This is a genomic window from Myroides gitamensis, assembly GCF_029894455.1.
Classification (GTDB): domain Bacteria; phylum Bacteroidota; class Bacteroidia; order Flavobacteriales; family Flavobacteriaceae; genus Flavobacterium; species Flavobacterium odoratum.
In genome coordinates this window covers 1,721,020-1,740,803 of sequence record NZ_JARYHN010000001.1, presented here as the reverse complement: position 1 = coordinate 1,740,803, position 19,784 = coordinate 1,721,020, and the positions used below count along the sequence as shown (strand labels likewise).

Below are 19,784 nucleotides of genomic sequence, written 5' to 3'. Positions count from 1 at the left end.
TAATTCCGTTCAGTCACTCCGCTCTGTATGTCACCACCTTGTCATCTTATCGGGAATTATCTAGTTACTTGGCAAATTGCCATTTGCCACTACGGGATTTTGCATCACACCCTCTCACCAATCACACCACCCCACCATCTCGCCCTCTTCCAATAAAAAAAGCCAATCAACATACATTGATTGGCTTTTTTTAATCATCTACGGAAAAACCGTAAAAGTTAGGTGTAATTATCTTACTCTTCTAACTTCAACTGCGTTTAATCCTTTTTTACCTTTTTCAACTTCGTAAGTAACTACATCGTTTTCACGAATGCGGTCAACTAAACCTGAAGTGTGAACGAAAATATCTGCTCCGTTATCGTCTGGTGTGATAAAACCAAATCCTTTAGTTTCATTAAAAAACTTTACTGTTCCTTGTTGCATAATGTATTAAAATTAATTTATTCTTTTTTAGCGGCGTGTACCGCGCGTATTCCGTTTTTACTTTGTTCTAGCTTAAAGCTTATCTTTAATCCCTTTTCTAATGGGACACTTAATTCATTTTGGTGAAGAAAGATGCTTTCTCTTGTTTGAGAATCGATAACGAACGCATATCCTTTATCTGTTACATAGCTGATAATACCTTCGTGTTCCTCTTGTGTGATCTTTTCGATCTTTACTGCTTCTTTTTTCTCTTGAGCAGCTTGTTCTTCCGGAGTAAGGTGGGTTAATTGCCCCATCTTATCCACGTAAACAAATAAATCCTCTAAATCCTTCCCTTTGTTATTGTTTTGTTTACGCTCCTCTCGGCGTTTTAATTTTTCGTCTTGCTTTTGTTTTTTCTTTTTGTTGTTTTCTTTCTTAAAAAATGAGTCTGCCATTAATTGAATTATAAGTGAACAAATATTTGCTGTATTCGTTAGTTTGTAAATTGTTATCGTTTTGCAAACGATAAAGAAGAACACTTGATTATTAAATTAGTAGTCATCATTTAGATCGTTTCTATCGTTAGAAACGAACGTGTGTTGCAAAGTTGTTTTGAAAAACCTACTTACTACGAATGAAAATAAAAAAATATTTATCCTTTGGTTGATAAATGCAAAAACAGTAGTAAAGGTTTGAAAAAAATAAACACAGTTTAGAGCTGTGGATGAAATTTACCAGGCTATACAATTTCGTTTAATTGCCAAAATCGAAGCAAAGGTAGGATTTTTTTAATTAGCAACGGGTTTTTTAGTAAAAAGATTATTCTTTATTTAAGTGTTATTCCACAAAAAATAGACTTAGTATAAGAATTTCAACAAGCAATGCCTGTTTTTCTTCCATTTCTTGACGTAAGAATGTGAAAAAAGAGCAGTTTACAAGATAAAATGGATGGACATTCTTTGCAACGGATTTCTAGTTTAAGGAAAAATAGCTTGAAAGAGGGAGATAAAAACAACTAGGATGTCGGGTGAAGGCGCAAATTATTAAAAAAAAACGACGATGAGAAGGTGAGGAGGTTAGGCGGTGAGGAGGTCAGGCGGTGCGATGTAAAATCCCGTAGTGGCAAATGGCAAATGGCAATTTGCCAAGTAACAAGATAAATTCTGGAAAAAAAGAGATGAGGAGGTGTTATGTAAAATCCCGTAGTGGCAAATGGCAATTTACCAAGTAACAAGATAAATTGTAGAATCAAAAGATCTATTGCTGGATGAGTTTTTCAAACAGTTCGAATCAGAGTTCCATCTTTACTCGATAAATTTTACAACTTCACAAAGCACAAACCTCACAAAGAGCAAACCTCACAAAGAGCAAAGCACATAAAAAAACGCGAGTATGTCAAACATCTCGCGTTTTTTAATTTGTAGTTTAGGTTATAGCACTCTCTAAACGTAAAAATTCTTTTTCAAAGTTTTTTGTAAATAAATTATAGATTGTAAAATAATGAGCGAAATAGGATGACAGATGATGGAGGAGTAAAAAAGCATAGACCTTACTAACTATTAGTCATTTACTGTGAACCGTTCACCGAAAACGATTCACGATCAACCATCAGCTGTTCACCTTACACTGTAAGCGATAAACCGTTCATCAAGCGAGAATGGAACCCATTAAAAGAACTGATTTTCTCATCTTTATATTTTTAGTTTTCATAGCCATTAATTCATCACTATAGCAAGCTATACTTGCTATACGAGGATTGAAGTAAGGGAGTAAACCAGAGAAAAATGGGGACTAAGTAGGTAACATTACAATAATTCTCCTTCCTCTGGGTATACGAAACGCTTACATGCCAATCGATCAACTTTTTCTTGGATGCAAAGGTAAAGGGATAGACCAAAGAAGTAAGCGCTTCTTGATTTTCGTGCCTCTTGAATTAATATTCGTAGGAATTGAGGGATTTTTCGTTTAAAGCGGGTTAGGAGATGCGTTGAATATAAGCTAGAATTAACTCTTTTTTGCGTTCAGAAACTGGAATGTCAGTATGGTCCACTAGTTCCAAGTAGCCTTCTTTGTAATACTTACTGATAAAAGCTGTATTTACTAAATACGATTGATGACAGCGGATAAAGTCCTCCGGTAACAACAAATCTTCGTATTCTTTCAATACTTTCGATACCATGAGTTTTTCGCCATTTTGCAAGTAAAAAGTAGTATATCCTTTGTCACTTTTCGCATACATAATCGATGCAATAGAAACAATTTGCGTAAAGTGAAATGTTTTTAGTGCTAGGCGCTTTGGAGAAGCCGATGACTGCAGATGATCCATCGCCACTTGAAGCTGTACTTCCTCCACCTTTTGCGTAGATTTCTTTTGATAACAACGCTCAATGGTTTGCGTAAACTCAATATCGTCTACGGGTTTCAGTAGATAACCCAATGCACCAAGATTAAGCGCTTTAATCGCGTATTGACTATAAGCGGTGATGAAAATCAACTGCAAATTCGGATGGTGAACCTGTTGCAATAATTCAAAACTACAGCCGTCTTTCAACTGGATATCTGCTAGAATCAAATCGGGTTGTAAGGCTTTAATCTCTGGGTGAGCCTTTGCTATGGTATCCGAATACCCTACAAGTTGAAGGTAAGGAATATCAACAACTAGGGCTAGAAGGTATTTTAAAATAGCAGCTTCGTCTTCAAGGATGTATACTTTCATAAGGGGAAATTAAGGATAAATAAGCGGTAAGCACAAAATAACTTCTACCCCAGAGGAAGAAGAGGTGTCTTGAATTTCGCGTAGCTTAAAAAACGCACGTTGAGGCTGATCGTGAAACAAGACATCCAAGCGTTCTTGGGTGATAATTTGGGAAAGCGATTGTTTTTTCGCTGTTTCCGTTGTGGGTTGAAATCCACGGCCATTGTCGCGAATAGAGATAAATAATTCCTGATCTCGTTGATCTAGGGTAAGCGTTAGCTCGCCTTGATAATCAATATGTTGAAAACCATGTTCAATCGCATTCTCAATAAAGGGTTGCAACAACATCGGAGGGATGAGTATATCGTCCACGGCTATATTATCCGTATGAATACTATAAGTGAATCGATTGCTATAACGCATCTGTTGCACCTGAAGGTAATTCTCAACGGCTTGTAAATCTTCCGATAAAGGAACAAAATCACGGCGATTCAGCTCTAAAATATGGCGAATCAACTTGGATAAGGCAATGAGATAACGATTCGCTACCGCTTTGTTTTCTTGGTTGATAAGCCCCTGTAAATTCGCAATAGCATTATAGATAAAATGAGGATTCAACTGCACCTGTAAGATGCGTTGTTCCAACTGCATTTTCTTGTTTTGAAGCGCTAAGTGTTTGTTTTTTTTCCTGTAGCAAACGCTGGCGATACAGAATTAAACCATAAGATAATATCCCAATAATAAAAAAGACAACCAACCACGTAATCCAACGTTGCTGTTGGAAGTTCTTTTGTTGAAGTAAAAAATTATCTTTTAAGGTGGAGATTTCTACATCCTTTTCCTTTGTTTGGTATTGCAGTTCTAGCTCCTTCAGTTTATTGGCGTTCATTCGCTCCTTTAGGCGGGTAACATGGGCAAAAGAAGAATCCAAGGCAAGTAAAGCTTGTTGATAATTCCCTTGGCGTTTATACACCGTACTCAATCCACCATAGAGAAGGTGCTGTTCTTTAATTTTCATTTGCCGCGCTACGGCAATCCCTTTTTTGTAGTAGAAAATAGCTGAATCCAACTGATTGTTTCGCTCAAAACTCGTTGCTAAGTTGTTGTAAATGACAGGATTGATTTGATTGTTTTGTTCATTCACTTCAACGTAGCGCTTGCTACTTTTTAAGGCCTCATCATAGCGACCAACCAGCGCAAAATAACGCGCTTCCATATCATAATATCGTGCTATGGCAATAGAATCCGTAGAATGTTGCAAGAGGACTTTCAATTGAAGTAAAGCCTGATGTGTTTTCGTGCTATCCTCTAACTCTGCCGCCAATAAAAAAGAAATATCGTAATAACGAGATTGTGTTACGCGATGATTTTGAAACGGATGATGTTCAAAATGTAAGGTCGTATATTCTAATGCCTGAGGAATATCGCGATGCATAAAATAAGCCTTAGCCAATAAATCATACAACTGATAATCCACAGGAGTAGGGCGTTGTTTCGCACTGTCGAGCTGCGCATAAAGCAAAGCCATAAAGTCGGAAGTAGCCACCCCCTGTTGCGTTAACTGTTGTTGTAGTTTAGTATAGGTAACTAGGCGTTTCCAACGAAAATCTAGCGTAGCGTAGTGGGTGAGTGCCGGTACAAAATAAGGCGCAAAACTATCCGGTGCTTTTGCATAATAAAAAGGCAATCCTTCTAGAAAACGACCATAAGGAGAGGAAGTAAAGGCCGTATCTTGTTGATGAAGAAAAGCCGCAATATACTCCTTACGCGCTAAAGTCGGAACCGTATCTAAACTCAAGTAGAAATTCAAACCTTGTTTAATGCTCTGTTCCGTTGCAGTAGTTGCTCGCCGTGGAGACGATTCAAGCATTGGCCGTTTTGTACAGCTCAACACCAAAACAAGAACCAATATGAAGAAGTATGTATACCTAAATGAAACCATAAGAAAATTAGGAGATTCTCCCTAAATCGTTACCCTTTTTTAGTCCAAAACAAACAAGGTGATACCGATAACGTACCATCAGATGTTAAGACTATGCAAACATAATTCATAATTTTTAAAGGAGGAAGAGGTTCGTTCTTTGTGAGGTTTGTTCTTTGTGAAATCGTGGGTTTTATCGATTAAAGAGGATTGTTTCAAAAAGCCTTTTGCAAAATCACAAAAAAGCAACCTAGCAAACAATAGAAAACCAATTTACTTAAAAGTAAACAACCTCTTTACAAAAGACAATTTACCCCCAACGTAAGTCAAATAAAGAGCGTCAAATGTTTGAAAAGGCTGTAAAAATAAAAGGTGTTTGAGCGTAGTGAGTTCTTTTATTTTCAGCCTTAAAAACTAATTTGACCTTTATTTGGGTTAGTTGAAGGGTTTTTTGTTTCTTTTTTACCCTTTAAAAAAGAAAGGGGGGCTTCGTGAGGTTTGTTCTTTGTGAAATCGTAGGATTTATCGATTAAAGAGAATTGTTTAAAAAAAAGCCTTTTGCAAAAAAAACAAAACCAATTTACTTAAAAGCAAAATACATCTTTATAACAGACAATTTACCCCCAACGTAAGTCAAATAAAGAGCGTCAAATGTTTGAAAAGGCTGTAAAAATAAAAGGTGTTTGAGCGTAGTGAGTTCTTTTATTTTCAGCCTTGAAAACTAATTTGACCTTTATTTGGATTAGTTGAAGGGTTTTTTGTTTCTTTTTTACCCTTTAAAAAAGAAAGGATTGTACTTTGTTTTTTGTGAGGTTTGTTTTTTGTGAGGTTCGTGCTTTGTGAGGATTTATCGATTAAAGAAGATTGTTTCACAAAGCCTTTTGCAAAATCACAAAAAAGCAATCTAGCAAACAATAGAAAACCAATTTACTTAAAAGTAAACAACCTCTTTACAAAAGACAATTTACCTCAACGTAAGTCAAATAAAGAGCGTCAAATGTTTGAAAAGGCTGTAAAAATAAAAGGTGTTTGAGCGTAGTGAGTTCTTTTATTTTCAGCCTTGAAAACTAATTTGACCTTTATTTGGGTTAGTTGAAGGGTTTTTTGTTTCTTTTTTACCCTTTAAAAAAGAAAGGGGGGCTTTGTGAGGTTTGCTCTTTGTGAAATCGTAGAATTTATCGATTAAATAGGATTGTTTCAAAAAGCCTTTTGCAAAAAAAACAATTTCTTCATTAAAATCGAAAGTCTCTTTTTTGGATTTTGCGTCTTAAGGCATAGTAACTCATGAGTAGCTGATCATACCAAAGGGCAAACAACAAGAGTAAAGCGGCAAGTAGCAAGGTCTTAAATTGGTAGTGAAAATAAAGGAATCCACCTGCTACACAACCAATAAAGAAACAGCCAATAATCGCAAGCATCAAAAAAATACTGCGGTAGAGTTTGATGCGTTCGGAACGGTTCTTATAGAAGAACAGCTGGGATAACACAATCCCCAAATCGGTAAATAACCCTGTTAAGTGGGTGGTACGCACGACAGCACCGGATACTCTAGTTACCAAGGAATTCTGTACGCCCATTGCAAATAGTAAAATCAAAGCAGTAAATACGCTGTATTTCACCAAGGCCTGGGGTGCATTGATATCAATAATACTGAGTCCCACCAAGAGCGCCATCTCTAATACAATGGGAATCACATAGGATACTTCGGGTTTATGCTTCAATACCCATTCCATAATTAAACTAGAAACAAAGGATCCCAAGAGAAAGAAAAAGGTGTAGACCAGATAGACAATCGCACGATTGTAGTTTTCTTCAATGACTTCTTCTGCAAAAAAAGCAAAATGGCCTGTTACATTCGTCGTCAAGGTATGTAACCCCAAAACTCCCACACTATTGACAATACCAGCCACACAGGATAGTACGGATGCTAATTTGAGGTTATGGGAATACGCGCGATTTTTACCCTGGTGTCTAAACATAACGAAGAGTGGATTTACACAAAGTTACAAAAAATCAATTGGAAAGAGGAAAGGGGAGAGAAGATGGTGAGGCGGTGAGATGTAAAATCTCGTAGTGGCAAATGGCAATTTGCCAAATAACTGGATGATTTCCGACAAAGGCGGTGAGACGGTGAGAAGGTGAGAAGGTGAGGAGGTGAGGCGATGAGATGTAAAATCTCGTAGTGGTAAATGGCAATTTGCCAAATAACTGGATGATTTCCGACAAAGGAGGTGAGCGAACCTCACAAAAAACCATCTTTAATCGATAAATCTTCTACCTTTACCACTTCACAAAAAAACGACTTTACAACCACGCACCACCATGCAGTATAGACCCGACATACAAGGATTGAGAGCCTTAGCCGTACTTTTAGTTTTTATTTTTCACCTCAATCCCGCTTGGCTCAGTGGTGGATTTATAGGTGTAGATGTGTTTTTTGTGATCTCGGGTTTTTTGGTCAGTAGTATCATCTTGCACAAAAAAGAAAAAGAAACCTTTCATTTCTTGGATTTCTATTTAGGAAGGATTAAGCGCATTGTACCCGTCTTTTTATTGCTTTTGCTAGGTGTGGGAATAGTAGGAGCTTGGGCCTATGTATGGGTGGATATTCTCAACTTACGACGTACCCTAGTTGTAGCGGGTTTATTCAATTCCAACAATTACTTTGCACATCTCGATACCTATTTTGGTGCTTCAAATCAGGAGAATCCGTTGTTGCATACCTGGACCTTGTCCATCGAAATGCAGTTCTATCTGTTGTTGCCTTTGTTTTTATGGTTTGTGCGTAAGCGATACCTCTTTGTGGTGAGTTTGATGCTCGTTGTGGGGTTATTGGGGTATTCCTTTTATTCCAGTGTATACCTCAATCAGCAAAGTGAGATGTATTTTTCTTTACTTGCGCGAATCCCCGAATTTCTAATCGGTACAGTTCTCGCGATTCGTGCGGATGATCTCCAAACAAAGTTTAGTAAATATCAAAATCCCATCGCGTGGATTGCTTTGGTTGGGATTATAGCCTGTGCCATAGGATTTTCAGAACAAACTGTCTTTCCGGGGCTATGGGTTGTACTCCCTTGTGTGTTTACGGGGTGTTTACTCTTGACGACGACTTCTCAAGTAAATGCACTCTTTAAAACCAAGGTAATGGTGCATCTAGGCGAACTATCCTATGCGATTTACCTGTGGCATTGGGCGATTATGGCCTTTTTGCGCTATTATAACATGCGGCTGGACTTCACTCTTTACGAGATGGTCGGAATTACCGCCTTGACCTATGGATTGTCCTGGTTGTCCTATACCTATGTAGAAAATGTATTTCGTACCTATTCCAATAAGGTGTTCGTTCCTCGATTTGTCGGGTTAGCGATGCTTGTGGTACTGGCAGGCGGTGGAATTTACCGCATGAATCAATATTTATTCCCTATTCCAGCGGCCTATGCAACACCAACCTTCGGTATGGAGTCCCATGCGCATCAGTTCAAAGCAGTGGGATTATATGGGGATGAGACCAAAACACAACCCGATTCCATTTGCCTCATTGGCGATAGTCATGCTTTAGTATATAAAGCCATTCTCGATGAAATAGGGAAGGACAATAACTTCTCCTTTTGGTCGGTGAGTAATAATCGTTACCCACTTTTTGCCAATATCAATCGAAGTGATTTTGACAAAGAAGCAGATTATGAAACCTATGAAAAACTGATGGAAGAAGTAGAAGAACTAACAGAAAAGAGCAAAACCATTTTCGTGGCTAGTGCCTGGTTAGAAGATGTCCCTTCTTTAGCCGTTGCTTTTACCTCTTTAGTAGAAAGCTTAGAACCCGATCAACGCCTGGTTATCTTGGGCGATTACCCTACGTTAGACCGCAATCCGATACGCGCAACCCGTGATTACCTCTATAATGATGAAAGTGCGGATATCCAAGTGGTCCACGCTTCAGAACCACCATACGTACGCGACGCGATTCAAAAGAACCCCGAACAAGTACTCTATTGGCAATTTGATTTTGACCGTACTTCCACATTGCCCTACTTCAATGATACCCTAGGCTATTACGATGAAGACCACCTGAATACATTCGGAAGTAGAAAAATAGGGGATTGGGTAGGAAAAGATTTTATGGCTTTCGCGAAGAAGCATGGGGTGTTGTGAGGTTTGCTCTTTGTGAGGTTGTAGGTTTATCGATTAAAGAGGATTTGAAAAAAAGCAAAAAGACAATACGCTAGTCAGTCGCTCCGCTCTGTATGTCCCTGACGCAGGAAGGGACGCATCCGTTACTCTATCCAGTATTCGTTCAGTCGCTCCGCTCTGTATGTCATCCCGACGAAGGAGGGAACGCATCCGTTGCTCTAATCAGTCACTCCACACAGCCCCCACAGCATTGTGTCAGCGCGTGATGCGACCCTTCATTGCCTCAGGACATACTGGGGGTGGATTACAAGGCGGTGAGATCAGACTTTACCCATAACCTTTAACCCATAACCTCATAACAGTGAGCCATTCTTCTTTAATCGACAAATCCTGCGATTTCACAAAGCACAAACCTCACAAAGCACAAAAAGCAAAAGCATTATTTCTTTCAATAAAACATACAGATAGCGTATACCATTGCGTTTATTTCATTTTATTTAAATAATTTTAACAATTAATTCATTTTATGTGTGTGTTTTTAGGAAGTGACAGTTGGCGACTTTCCTTAAAAATAATCAAATCTATGCTAGAGAAAGAGTTAAAAAATGTACCTTTGTAAGCTTAGGGAGTAGCCTATGGCTAAAACACCTTACTTTTTTATCCCGTCCCTAAAGTAAATAAGAAAGTAGTAAAAAAAATGGAAAAGGAATATAAGATTGCAGTTGTAGGACAAGGCTATGTAGGTTTGCCTTTGGCGCTAGCATTCGCTAAACACTACCCTGTAGTGGGATTTGATATCAATGCCCAACGCATTGAATCCCTACAAAAAGCACAAGATGAAACCAAAGAAGCCGACCAAGATCAGCTAAGAGTTTCCCTTATCGCATACCAAACCTCTGGAGGTATAAAAGGATATTTGCCTAGCTTTGAAAGAAAAGACTTAGCAGGATCCAATGTCTTCATTATTACCGTTCCAACACCCATTAACCAATTCAACGCACCTGATTTATCACCCCTAAAGAGCGCTTCCCGTTTAGTCGGAGAGGTCCTCAAAGAAGGCGATATCGTCATCTATGAATCTACCGTATATCCAGGTTGTACAGAAGAAGAATGTATTCCCGTATTAGAAGCCACTTCAAAACTACAGTTCAACCGCGATTTTTACGTAGGGTATTCACCAGAGCGTATCAACCCAGGAGATAAAATCAATACCTTAGAAACCATTGTCAAGGTAACTTCGGGTAGCACACCCGCTATTGCAGAAGAAATCGATCAATTATACCAACAGATCATCCAAGCAGGTACACATAAAGCTTCCTCCATTAAAGTAGCAGAAGCCGCTAAAGTAATTGAAAATGCACAACGCGATGTCAATATCTCTTTTGTGAATGAGTTGGCTTTGATTTTTGATCGCATCGGAATCGATACCCAAGAAGTACTAGAAGCAGCGGGAACCAAGTTTAACTTCCTGAAGTTTCAACCCGGTTTAGTAGGAGGACATTGCATTTCGGTCGATCCGTATTATTTAGCACATAAAGCCATTCAATTGGGCTATTACCCTGACGTTATCCTTTCAGGAAGACGTGTGAATGATGAAATACCCGTTTTTATTGCCAGTAAAGTAGTCAAGCTTATGGTGCAAAAAAACATCAATGTAAGCCAATCTAAAGTATTGCTATTGGGCTTTGCCTTTAAGGAAAACTGTCCCGATACCCGCAATACCAAAGTGGCTATGATATACGATGAGTTAGTTTCTTATGGATTAACAGTAGAGGTGTATGACCCTTGGGTGAATCCAGAAGAAGTAAAAACGGAATACGGAATTACATTAGTAAATTCCTTAGACATCGTAAAACAACAATATGATGCGGTTGTCTTAACAACAGCACACCGCGATTTCAATAAATTTAACGTCCGAGAATTGGTTCAATCCTCTGGCGTGGTATTTGACACCAAGAGTGTGTTAAAACCAAACGAAGTAGATAGTAGATTATAATAAGCTGGTACAATAAAAATGAAAAAGATTACTAAGATTTGTTGTGTGGGTGCAGGCTATGTAGGGGGTCCTACCATGGCTGTCATTGCACAGAAAAATCCACATATTCAAATCACAGTAGTGGATATCAATGAAGCGCGTATTCAGGCGTGGAACCATACCGACTTAAACAAGTTGCCGATCTATGAACCAGGATTAGATGCCATTGTTGCAGAAGCAAGAGGGCGCAACCTGTTTTTTGATACCGATGTAGACCAAGCAATTGAGGAAGCCGATATGATCTTCATTTCAGTGAATACACCAACCAAAACCTATGGAAAAGGAAAAGGGATGGCGGCTGATTTAAAGTATATCGAACTATGTGCCCGTCAAATTGCTAGAGTCGCGAAGACCGATAAAATTGTCGTTGAAAAATCAACACTACCAGTGCGTACGGCTCAAGCCATCAAACGCATTTTAGACCAAACGGGAAATGGAGTAGAGTTCCAAATCTTATCCAACCCGGAATTCCTCGCAGAAGGTACAGCCATTGCGGATTTGATGAATCCCGATCGCGTACTTATTGGAGGAGAAGAAACCCCAGCCGGAAGAGAAGCAATCGAAGCCTTAGCGACTATTTATAGCGCTTGGGTACCACAGGAGCGCATCTTGCGTACCAACGTATGGTCTTCCGAATTATCGAAATTAACCGCCAATGCCTTTTTAGCACAACGCGTATCATCCATCAATGCCATTTCAGAACTATGTGAAGCCTCTGGGGCAGATGTGAGTGAAGTAGCGCGTGCCATTGGAACAGATAGCCGTATTGGAAGCAAATTCTTAAAAGCTTCTGTTGGTTTTGGAGGATCTTGTTTTCAAAAAGACATCTTGAACTTGGTGTATATCGCTTCTTCTTATGGTTTACAAGAAGTAGCGGGCTATTGGGAACAAGTAATCATTATGAACGATTACCAAAAACGTCGTTTTGCGGAGAATATCGTCAATACCCTGTTTAATACCGTAAATGATAAAAAAATTGCCTTCTTAGGATGGGCATTCAAGAAAGATACAAACGATACACGCGAATCAGCAGCCATCTATGTTGCCAATGATTTAATGGATGAAGAAGCGCAAATTCACGTGTATGACCCTAAAGTAACGGAAATGCAAATGCTGTCCGATTTGGACTATTTAGCAACCCGTGAACCTGAGGCAAACCGCAAGCATTTAACGGTACACCAAGATCCGTATGAAGCTCTTGCAGGCGCACATGGTATTGCCGTGCTAACGGAATGGGATGCGTTTGTTACCTACGACTGGCAACGTATTTATGACAACATGCAAAAACCCGCTTTCGTATTCGATGGACGTAACATCTTGAATAGAGCAGCCTTGGAACAAATAGGGTTTGAAGTATATACAATTGGAAGAGGAAAATAAAATTATGAAAAAAATATTAATTACTGGTGGAGCTGGATTTATTGGCTCAAATCTAACAGAGTACTTTTTAAATCAAGGATACTTTGTCCGTTGTTTAGATAATTTCTCAACAGGTTATCGATACAATATTGAAGAATTTTTAAGCAACCCGAACTATGAATTACTAGAAGGGGATATTCGCGACTTGGCTACGTGTCAACAAGCAGTAACAGGGGTGGATTATGTCTTGCACCAAGCGGCTTTAGGATCTGTGCCACGTTCTATTGTAGATCCTATTACTTCAAATGAGGTGAATGTCTCTGGATTTATTAATATGTTGGTGGCCTCTCGTGATGCAGAAGTAAAACGATTCGTGTATGCTGCAAGTTCGTCTACTTATGGAGATTCTGAAAATTTACCAAAAGTGGAAGATATTATTGGTAAACCATTGTCTCCTTATGCTGTAACGAAGTATGTAAATGAATTGTATGCCGATGTATTTGCTAGAACTTATGGAATTGAAGCGATTGGATTGCGTTATTTTAACGTATTTGGACGTCGTCAAGATCCAAATGGAGCTTATGCAGCAGTAATTCCTTTATTTGTTAAACAATTGATTAATCATGAAAGTCCGACCATTAATGGAACAGGGGATTACTCTCGTGATTTTACCTATATTGATAACGTAGTTCAAATGAATGAACGTGCGATGTTGACAGACAACAAAGAGGCGATTAATACCGTTTATAATACAGCGGTGGGGGATCGTACAACTTTAAATGAGCTAGTATCTTACCTGAAAAAACATTTAGCTACTTATGATGCAGCTATTGAACAAGTGGAAGTGAAACACGGACCAAATCGAGTAGGAGATATTCCACATTCATTAGCTTCTATTGAAAAAGCAAAAGCATTATTGGCGTATGATCCTAGTCATACATTAGATGACGGCTTACGCGAAGCAATGAAATGGTATTGGGAACATAAAGAGATGCTGTAAACGTAAAAAGACGAAACAAAGAAGTATTGATTTTAAATAATACACAAAAACTAGATTTTCTATACATGAATACACAACATAAAATTGCAGTAATTGGATTAGGATACGTGGGATTACCCTTGGCGCGTTTATTCGCTACAAAATTCCCAACTGTAGGTTTTGATATTAATCAAGGACGTATCGCTGAATTAAGAGAAGGAAAAGACAGTACATTAGAAGTAGAAAATGAAATTTTACAAGCCGTAACGGTAAAAACGAATCCTGTATTCGCAAATGAAGCACAAGGATTGTATTGTTCGTATGATTTAGGAGATATTACAGATTGTAATGTCTATGTTGTCACTGTACCTACACCTGTAGATAAACACAACCGTCCTGATTTGACGCCGTTGTATAAAGCATCAGAGACCGTGGGGAAAGTGTTGAAAAAAGGGGATATTGTAATCTATGAATCAACAGTTTACCCAGGTGTAACAGAAGAGGAATGTGTACCTGTTCTAGAACGTGTATCAGGATTGAAATTCAATGAAGATTTTTATGCGGGCTATTCACCAGAGCGTATTAACCCTGGAGATAAAGAACATACAGTTGAAAAAATATTAAAAGTAACGGCGGGTAGTACACCAGAAATTGGGGTAGTAGTGAATGATATCTACAAAGCGGTTATTATTGCAGGAACGCATTTAGCACCGACAATTAAAGTAGCAGAAGCAGCAAAAGTAATTGAAAACTCACAACGTGATATTAACATTGCTTTTGTCAATGAATTGGCAAAAATCTTTAATTTATTGGATATTGATACCCACGCGGTATTAGAAGCAGCTGGAACGAAGTGGAACTTCTTGCCATTCAAACCAGGATTAGTAGGGGGGCACTGTATTGGGGTAGATCCATACTACTTGGCACAAAAAGCAATGGAAAAAGGATACCATCCAGAGATTATCTTAGCGGGTCGTCGTTTAAATGATTCCATGGGCGAATATGTAGCGTCTCAAGTCATCAAAACCATGATTAAAAAGAGCATCAAGGTAAGTGAAGCAGAAGTATTGATGTTAGGGGTAACCTTTAAAGAAAATTGTCCGGATGTTCGCAATACGAAGATTGTTGATGTTATTGCTGCTTTAGAAGACTATGGAGTGAAAGTAACAACGTATGATCCATGGGCAAATCCAGCAGAAGTAATGCACGAATATGGGGTAGTAAGTCATACGACTGTACCACAAGGAAAATTTGATGCGATTGTATTGGGGGTTGCACACAAAGAGCTATTAACTTTGGATTTAGATCAATTGAAGAAAGATGTAGCTGTACTCTATGATGTGAAAGGAGTTTTAGACGGAGGAGTAGATCGTAGATTGTAGTAGGCTGTGGAATTAATCAAAAAGATAAAAGAGAAGTTACGTAATAAAGATGCAAAAACATTAATAGAGAATTTTATTTCTTTATCTGCTCTACAATTAGTAGGGATGGTGTTGCCTTTAATAACTTTGCCTTATGTGTTGCGTGTATTGGGGTTTGAAAAATATGGTGTTATTGTATTTTCCGCATCGTTAATTGCTTACTTTCAGTCGTTAACTGATTTTAGTTTTCGTATTACAGCCGTTAGAGATGTAGCTATTTTTAGAAATAGTCCCAGCAAACTCAATTTAATTTATAGCAAAGTAATATGGATTAAAGGAATTTTTTTATTAATTTCTCTTTTAGTTATTACAGGAATTGTATTATGTGTACCCTCTTTCTATGAATATAAAGAGATCTATGCTTTAAGTTCTTTGATGCTAATTGGGTATGCTCTATTTCCTGAGTGGTTTTTTCAAGGAATTGAAAAAATGCGTTACATCACCTATTTGAATCTAGGGATTAAAGCATTTTTTACCATTTGTATTTTTGTTTTTATTCAATCAGAAGAGGACTATTGGATTTATCCTTTGCTACAAGGTGCAGGATTTATTGGAGCGGGAATTATAGGACAATATTTATTAATGAGGAAATACAAGTTAAAATTAATTTGGTTGCCAAAGAAGATAATTATTGATACAATAAAAAATAATTTTCCGCTTTTTATTAATCAATTTGTTCCTACCTTATACAATAATACAAGTACATTTTTATTAGGAGTTTTAGGAACAAAATCATTAGTTGGGATGTACCAAGCAATTTTAACGATTGTTAATCTAGCTGTTACAATTATAGATGTATTTTCAAGAGTATTCTTTCCTTTTTTAAATCGAAAAAAAGATGCTTTTCCGAAGTACAGAAAAATATTATTAGCTGTAACAACTGTTTTAAGTATAGGAATTCTTGCTTCTTCTAAATTGATTTTTTGGTATTTGAATATTAAATATGAACATGCTTTTTGGGTACTCTTAATTTTAGTTATAGGCCTAATAGGTTATGCTTTTTCTAATATCTTTGGTTTAAATTATTTTTTAATTAAACGAATGGATAAGTTGGTTATGAAGAATACGATACGAGCTTCATTGTTGGGATTTGTTTTAGCTTTTCCGCTTATTACGTATTTTGGAATAATAGGTGCAGCTATAAATTTGAGTTTTTCTAGATGGATGATGGGAGGAGGTTTATACGTTAAATATTTAAAAAATAAAAAATGAAATATACAGTTATAGGTACAGGAAATGTAGGGTTAATTCATGGAGCTTATCTTCATTTGTTAGGCCATGAAGTGACTTTTTTAAAGTCTTCAACGATAAATTCAGATACATTTAATGTTTTGTGTGATAAAAAGGAGTACAGTATTAATGATTTTCATAAGTATGATCACAAAATCGTCATCCACAATATTACGACGAGTTTTGAAGCAGCTATTCCTGGAGCAGACGTTATTTTAGTGACTACTACAACGTTACAACATGAGGATATTGCCAAGCGAATCGCTCCCTATGTTAAAGATGGACAAATTATCTGTCTGATGCCAAGTTACGCTAGTATGGCCGTTTTTAAACGTTATATTGATAAAAATATCAAATACGTTGAGTTTGAAACAACCGTTTATAATGGTCGAATCCTATCTCCATCCAAGGTGAATGTAAGTTTTCAAAATTGTCGTGTAGCAGCAAGTTTTACTAATTTCACTGAAGAAGAAAAAGAACAGTTTAAATCAGCTTTCTTTCCAATTGATTTAGAAAGAAAATCATCCTATGATATTGCATTGCATAATCCAAATATGATTGTGCATACAATTGGTGTATTATTATCAGCTTCGCGTATTGAATATTCGCAAGGAGAATTTTGGTTGTATAAAGAGGCTTTTACTCCCGCTATCATCAATGTAATCAAACAATTTGATGTTGAAAAGAATAAAATTCTAAAAGCACTGAAATGTCCAGAGTTATCCTATTTTGATGCTGCGAAGTGGAGAAATGAAGAGGATTTGAATAAAGATTCTTTAGAAGTATTTCGATCCTTTTCAGAAGAAGCGAGTAAAGGGCCAAATAGTTTAAATCATCGTTATTTAAAAGAAGATATACCTATGGGAGTGGTAATGATGGAGTCATTAGGTAAACTATTAGAAATTGAAACACCTATAGCAACAGCAATTATTAATTTATCAGGAGCGTTATTAAATATTGATTTTAGAGCAAATGGTAATATTATTAAAACAATATAAGAGATTATGTCTTTGAGAAGTATAGTAAAAAAAATAGCTTTAAAAACGCCTTTTGTCGTAAATAAATTTATTGAAGGGCAAAAAAAATCTGGTCGTATAACAACCTATGAGGAACATGTGCAGAATTTAGAGATGGCTAATGTTGTGTTGTTAAATGAACCCTTGAAGGAAATAAATTTTACAGTAGGTTTAGTTAAAGATGACATTTTTAGATATGATGAAAAGTATTTATATAAACGTTCATATTTTCCAAAATACGAGCGTTTTTTGAAAAATAATAAAATTCAATATGAGTTTTATAATATCTTAAAATCTAATTGGTTAGAGGAGGCTAAAAAATATGATTTGATTATTTGGCACACCGCTTCTGATCCAAGTACGCAGAAAATAGCAAAGAATAAATTGTATGTCTTAGATAAGATACTGAAAAAGACTTGTTTACCTTCATATGATGAAATTTGGGGATATGAAGATAAGGTTAATGCGCATTATTTTTATAAAGCACATAACTTACCCGAAATACCTACTTTTGTATCGCATGACAGGCAAGATGTTATTGCCTTTTTAAATCAGACTACATATCCTATTATTTCAAAATTAACGACAGGATCAGCTTCTTTTGGTGTCGAAAAAATGAATAGTAAGGAAGAAGCGATGCAATTGGTAAATAAGGTATTTAGTAATAAGGGATTGAAAACGTATTTTCCGTTCGAACGCCAAAAAGATTATGTTTATTTTCAACAGTTTATAGCAGATGCTACTTTTGATTTGCGTATAATAACTATTGGAAATAAAGCATTGGGTTACTATCGATATCCTAATAAGGGTGATTTTAGAGCTTCTGGGGCTGGGAATTATGAAAAGAAAGAAATCCCTGCAGCGGCTTTGGATTTAGCTTTTCAAGTAAAGGAACTCTACGGTGCTACTTGTCTAGCTACCGATTTATTGTATAGTGAAAAAAACAAACAGTACTATATTATTGAAAGTTCTATTTTTATTGGTGTAGATACACCAAAACAATTGGAAATAGATGGTGTAGCCGGATATTATGAACGTACAGCTAAAGGGGAATACCAATTTAAAGAAGGAAAGTATTGGATCCAAGAGCTGACTTTAATGGAAATATTCAAAGATAAATTTTTAAAATAATCATTATGTATAAATTTTGCTTTAGTTTATTAATACCTCTATTCCTTTTCTTACTAGTTCTTTATCCCTTTTCAATAGGTTTAAATTATTCTAAAGGTTTATTGTTGTTAACTTTAGTAATAGTGATTATAAGTGTGATTTTGTTTGTGTTTAGTACTTTTTTTGATCCTATAGTTGAACTTCGAAAACAGTATATTAGACCTATTTTTTTATTTTTACTGGGCTACTTAATTGTTTTTTTTCAAGGTTATACAGACTTGCTTTTGGGGAATTTATTAGCAACTGATTTGTTTTACTTTGTTAAACCACATTTAATAAATCAAGCTGCGCTTTTAAGTTGTGCCGGACTTATAGCCTTATTTCTTGGTTACTTTATTAGATTAAAACCGATAAAAAAGAAATATAAAGTTTTTAGTGTTATACCATTAGATCGACTAATAATTGTTTTTACATTATTTAATTTGTTGTCTATTTATTTAAACTTAAAAACTTTTCTTTCAGGTGAATATTCACAAGAGTTGATTGAAAGTAATTCAGGTACATCTTCTTCCTATGCTCAATTACTATTTTATATTACTTATTTGTCTATTATAATATTACATGCTATTAATTGTAGATTGAAAGGTGCTAATAGTATTATTCAATTTGTTAAGGGACTTGGTTGGTTATTCTATGTGAATTTAGGAGTGTATCTATTGTTAATTATCATTAGTGGAGATAGAGGCCCAATTCTAACTATATCGTTAACATTTATTTGTGCAGCTACTGTTGGTACTTTAGTTAGAATTAAGTTAAAGTATATATTGATGTGTGTGTTTGGAGGAGCATTGTTTATTACTTTGTTGGGGATTGTTAGAAGAATGGATACTAAGGTGTCTTTATCTAATCGTCTAGTAGAAGCTTTTTCTGAAAATAAAATTAGTGAAAAATATGAGAGTTTTTCTCCGGTAACTGCTGAGTTAGCTTCATCTGTAAGAACTTTACATTTTGTAATAGATAAAGTTCCTAATGATTATCCTTATTTGTTTGGACTTCTACAATTAAGAGAATCTTTAAAAACGATACCTTTTGCTGCTGGTATTTTTGATCCTTTGTTTCCTAGTCATTTTAGATATATTAATAGTGCTTTTTATATTACATGGTTAGATAAAGGTAATTTTTATTTTGTAGGATCAGGATCATCAATTAATGCGGATTTATATCTAATCTTTGGAGAAATAAGTGTTTTACTTGGTTTATTCTTAGTAGGTAGATTATTTAGGAGATTGGATGTGTTAGTGTTTACCTCTGATAGAAAATTTATTTCATTGTATAGTATTGTTCTGTCAATATCTATTTTAGGCTCCTCTATATTTTGGTCTAGAGCAACTTATTTAGCACCTATAAAATCTATCGCGTTTACTTATATAATGGTTTATTTATATCTAGGTTTTATAAATCGTAAGAAAAAAGCATTCTAAA

General features: G+C 36.3%; 15 protein-coding genes. 9 read left to right on the top strand and 6 right to left on the bottom strand.

Features of this window, described 5'->3' with window-relative positions:
* Positions 1-228: 228 nt before the first annotated feature.
* The 6 genes from M2306_RS07635 to M2306_RS07610 all read right to left on the bottom strand — a co-directional run bounded on the left by M2306_RS07635 (position 229) and on the right by M2306_RS07610 (position 7,000).
* Entirely contained in the window at positions 229-423 is a 195-nt protein-coding gene (locus tag M2306_RS07635; RefSeq protein ID WP_002991706.1) for a cold-shock protein, read from the bottom strand.
* A 17-nt stretch (positions 424-440) separates the two neighbouring features.
* On the bottom strand, positions 441-860 hold the full coding sequence (locus M2306_RS07630) for a cold-shock protein (protein ID WP_006264932.1): 420 nt from the start codon (positions 858-860) through the stop codon (positions 441-443).
* 1,520 nt (positions 861-2,380) lie between these two features.
* The gene (locus M2306_RS07625) at positions 2,381-3,121 is read right to left on the bottom strand and encodes a LytR/AlgR family response regulator transcription factor (protein WP_259188350.1); all 741 of its coding nucleotides are present in this window, start codon (positions 3,119-3,121) and stop codon (positions 2,381-2,383) included.
* Between the two features lie 9 nt (positions 3,122-3,130).
* The gene (locus tag M2306_RS07620; RefSeq protein ID WP_498882803.1) at positions 3,131-3,751 is read right to left on the bottom strand and encodes a sensor histidine kinase; all 621 of its coding nucleotides are present in this window, start codon (positions 3,749-3,751) and stop codon (positions 3,131-3,133) included.
* Positions 3,696-4,970 carry a hypothetical protein gene (locus M2306_RS07615; RefSeq protein ID WP_498882802.1) on the bottom strand — a complete coding sequence of 425 codons (1,275 nt, stop codon included), beginning with the start codon at positions 4,968-4,970 and terminating at the stop codon, positions 3,696-3,698. The genes M2306_RS07620 and M2306_RS07615 overlap by 56 nt, the downstream gene beginning before the upstream one ends.
* 1,283 nt (positions 4,971-6,253) lie before the next feature.
* Positions 6,254-7,000, bottom strand: a complete 747-nt coding sequence (locus tag M2306_RS07610; RefSeq protein WP_259188352.1) for a YoaK family protein — start codon at positions 6,998-7,000, stop codon at positions 6,254-6,256.
* A gap of 343 nt (positions 7,001-7,343) precedes the next feature.
* Between M2306_RS07610 and M2306_RS07605 the strand changes: the two genes are divergently transcribed.
* The 9 genes from M2306_RS07605 (at position 7,344) to M2306_RS07565 (ending at position 19,783) form a co-directional block, all read left to right on the top strand.
* Positions 7,344-9,173 (top strand): acyltransferase family protein, encoded by a 1,830-nt coding sequence (locus M2306_RS07605; protein WP_259188354.1) that lies wholly within the window; start codon positions 7,344-7,346, stop codon positions 9,171-9,173.
* A gap of 676 nt (positions 9,174-9,849) precedes the next feature.
* Positions 9,850-11,148, top strand: a complete 1,299-nt coding sequence (locus M2306_RS07600) for a nucleotide sugar dehydrogenase (RefSeq protein WP_115090052.1) — start codon at positions 9,850-9,852, stop codon at positions 11,146-11,148.
* A gap of 18 nt (positions 11,149-11,166) precedes the next feature.
* On the top strand, positions 11,167-12,567 hold the full coding sequence (locus M2306_RS07595) for a UDP-glucose 6-dehydrogenase (protein ID WP_259188355.1): 1,401 nt from the start codon (positions 11,167-11,169) through the stop codon (positions 12,565-12,567).
* A 4-nt stretch (positions 12,568-12,571) separates the two neighbouring features.
* Positions 12,572-13,546 (top strand): SDR family oxidoreductase, encoded by a 975-nt coding sequence (locus M2306_RS07590; RefSeq protein WP_060873675.1) that lies wholly within the window; start codon positions 12,572-12,574, stop codon positions 13,544-13,546.
* Positions 13,547-13,611: 65 nt separating this feature from the next.
* Positions 13,612-14,907: a nucleotide sugar dehydrogenase gene (locus M2306_RS07585; protein WP_259188356.1), complete on the top strand. Its 1,296-nt coding sequence runs from the start codon at positions 13,612-13,614 to the stop codon at positions 14,905-14,907.
* A gap of 6 nt (positions 14,908-14,913) precedes the next feature.
* Complete coding sequence (locus tag M2306_RS07580; RefSeq protein ID WP_236594017.1) at positions 14,914-16,158, top strand: oligosaccharide flippase family protein; 1,245 nt, start codon at positions 14,914-14,916, stop codon at positions 16,156-16,158.
* Complete coding sequence (locus M2306_RS07575) at positions 16,155-17,174, top strand: NAD/NADP octopine/nopaline dehydrogenase family protein (RefSeq protein ID WP_115090055.1); 1,020 nt, start codon at positions 16,155-16,157, stop codon at positions 17,172-17,174. Before M2306_RS07580 ends, M2306_RS07575 begins: the two co-directional genes overlap by 4 nt.
* Before the next feature lie 6 nt (positions 17,175-17,180).
* A complete protein-coding gene (locus M2306_RS07570; RefSeq protein WP_259188357.1) occupies positions 17,181-18,323 on the top strand; it encodes an ATP-grasp domain-containing protein in 1,143 nt (380 codons plus the stop codon).
* A gap of 5 nt (positions 18,324-18,328) precedes the next feature.
* Positions 18,329-19,783 carry an O-antigen polymerase gene (locus M2306_RS07565; RefSeq protein ID WP_147279618.1) on the top strand — a complete coding sequence of 485 codons (1,455 nt, stop codon included), beginning with the start codon at positions 18,329-18,331 and terminating at the stop codon, positions 19,781-19,783.
* Position 19,784 lies beyond the last annotated feature (1 nt).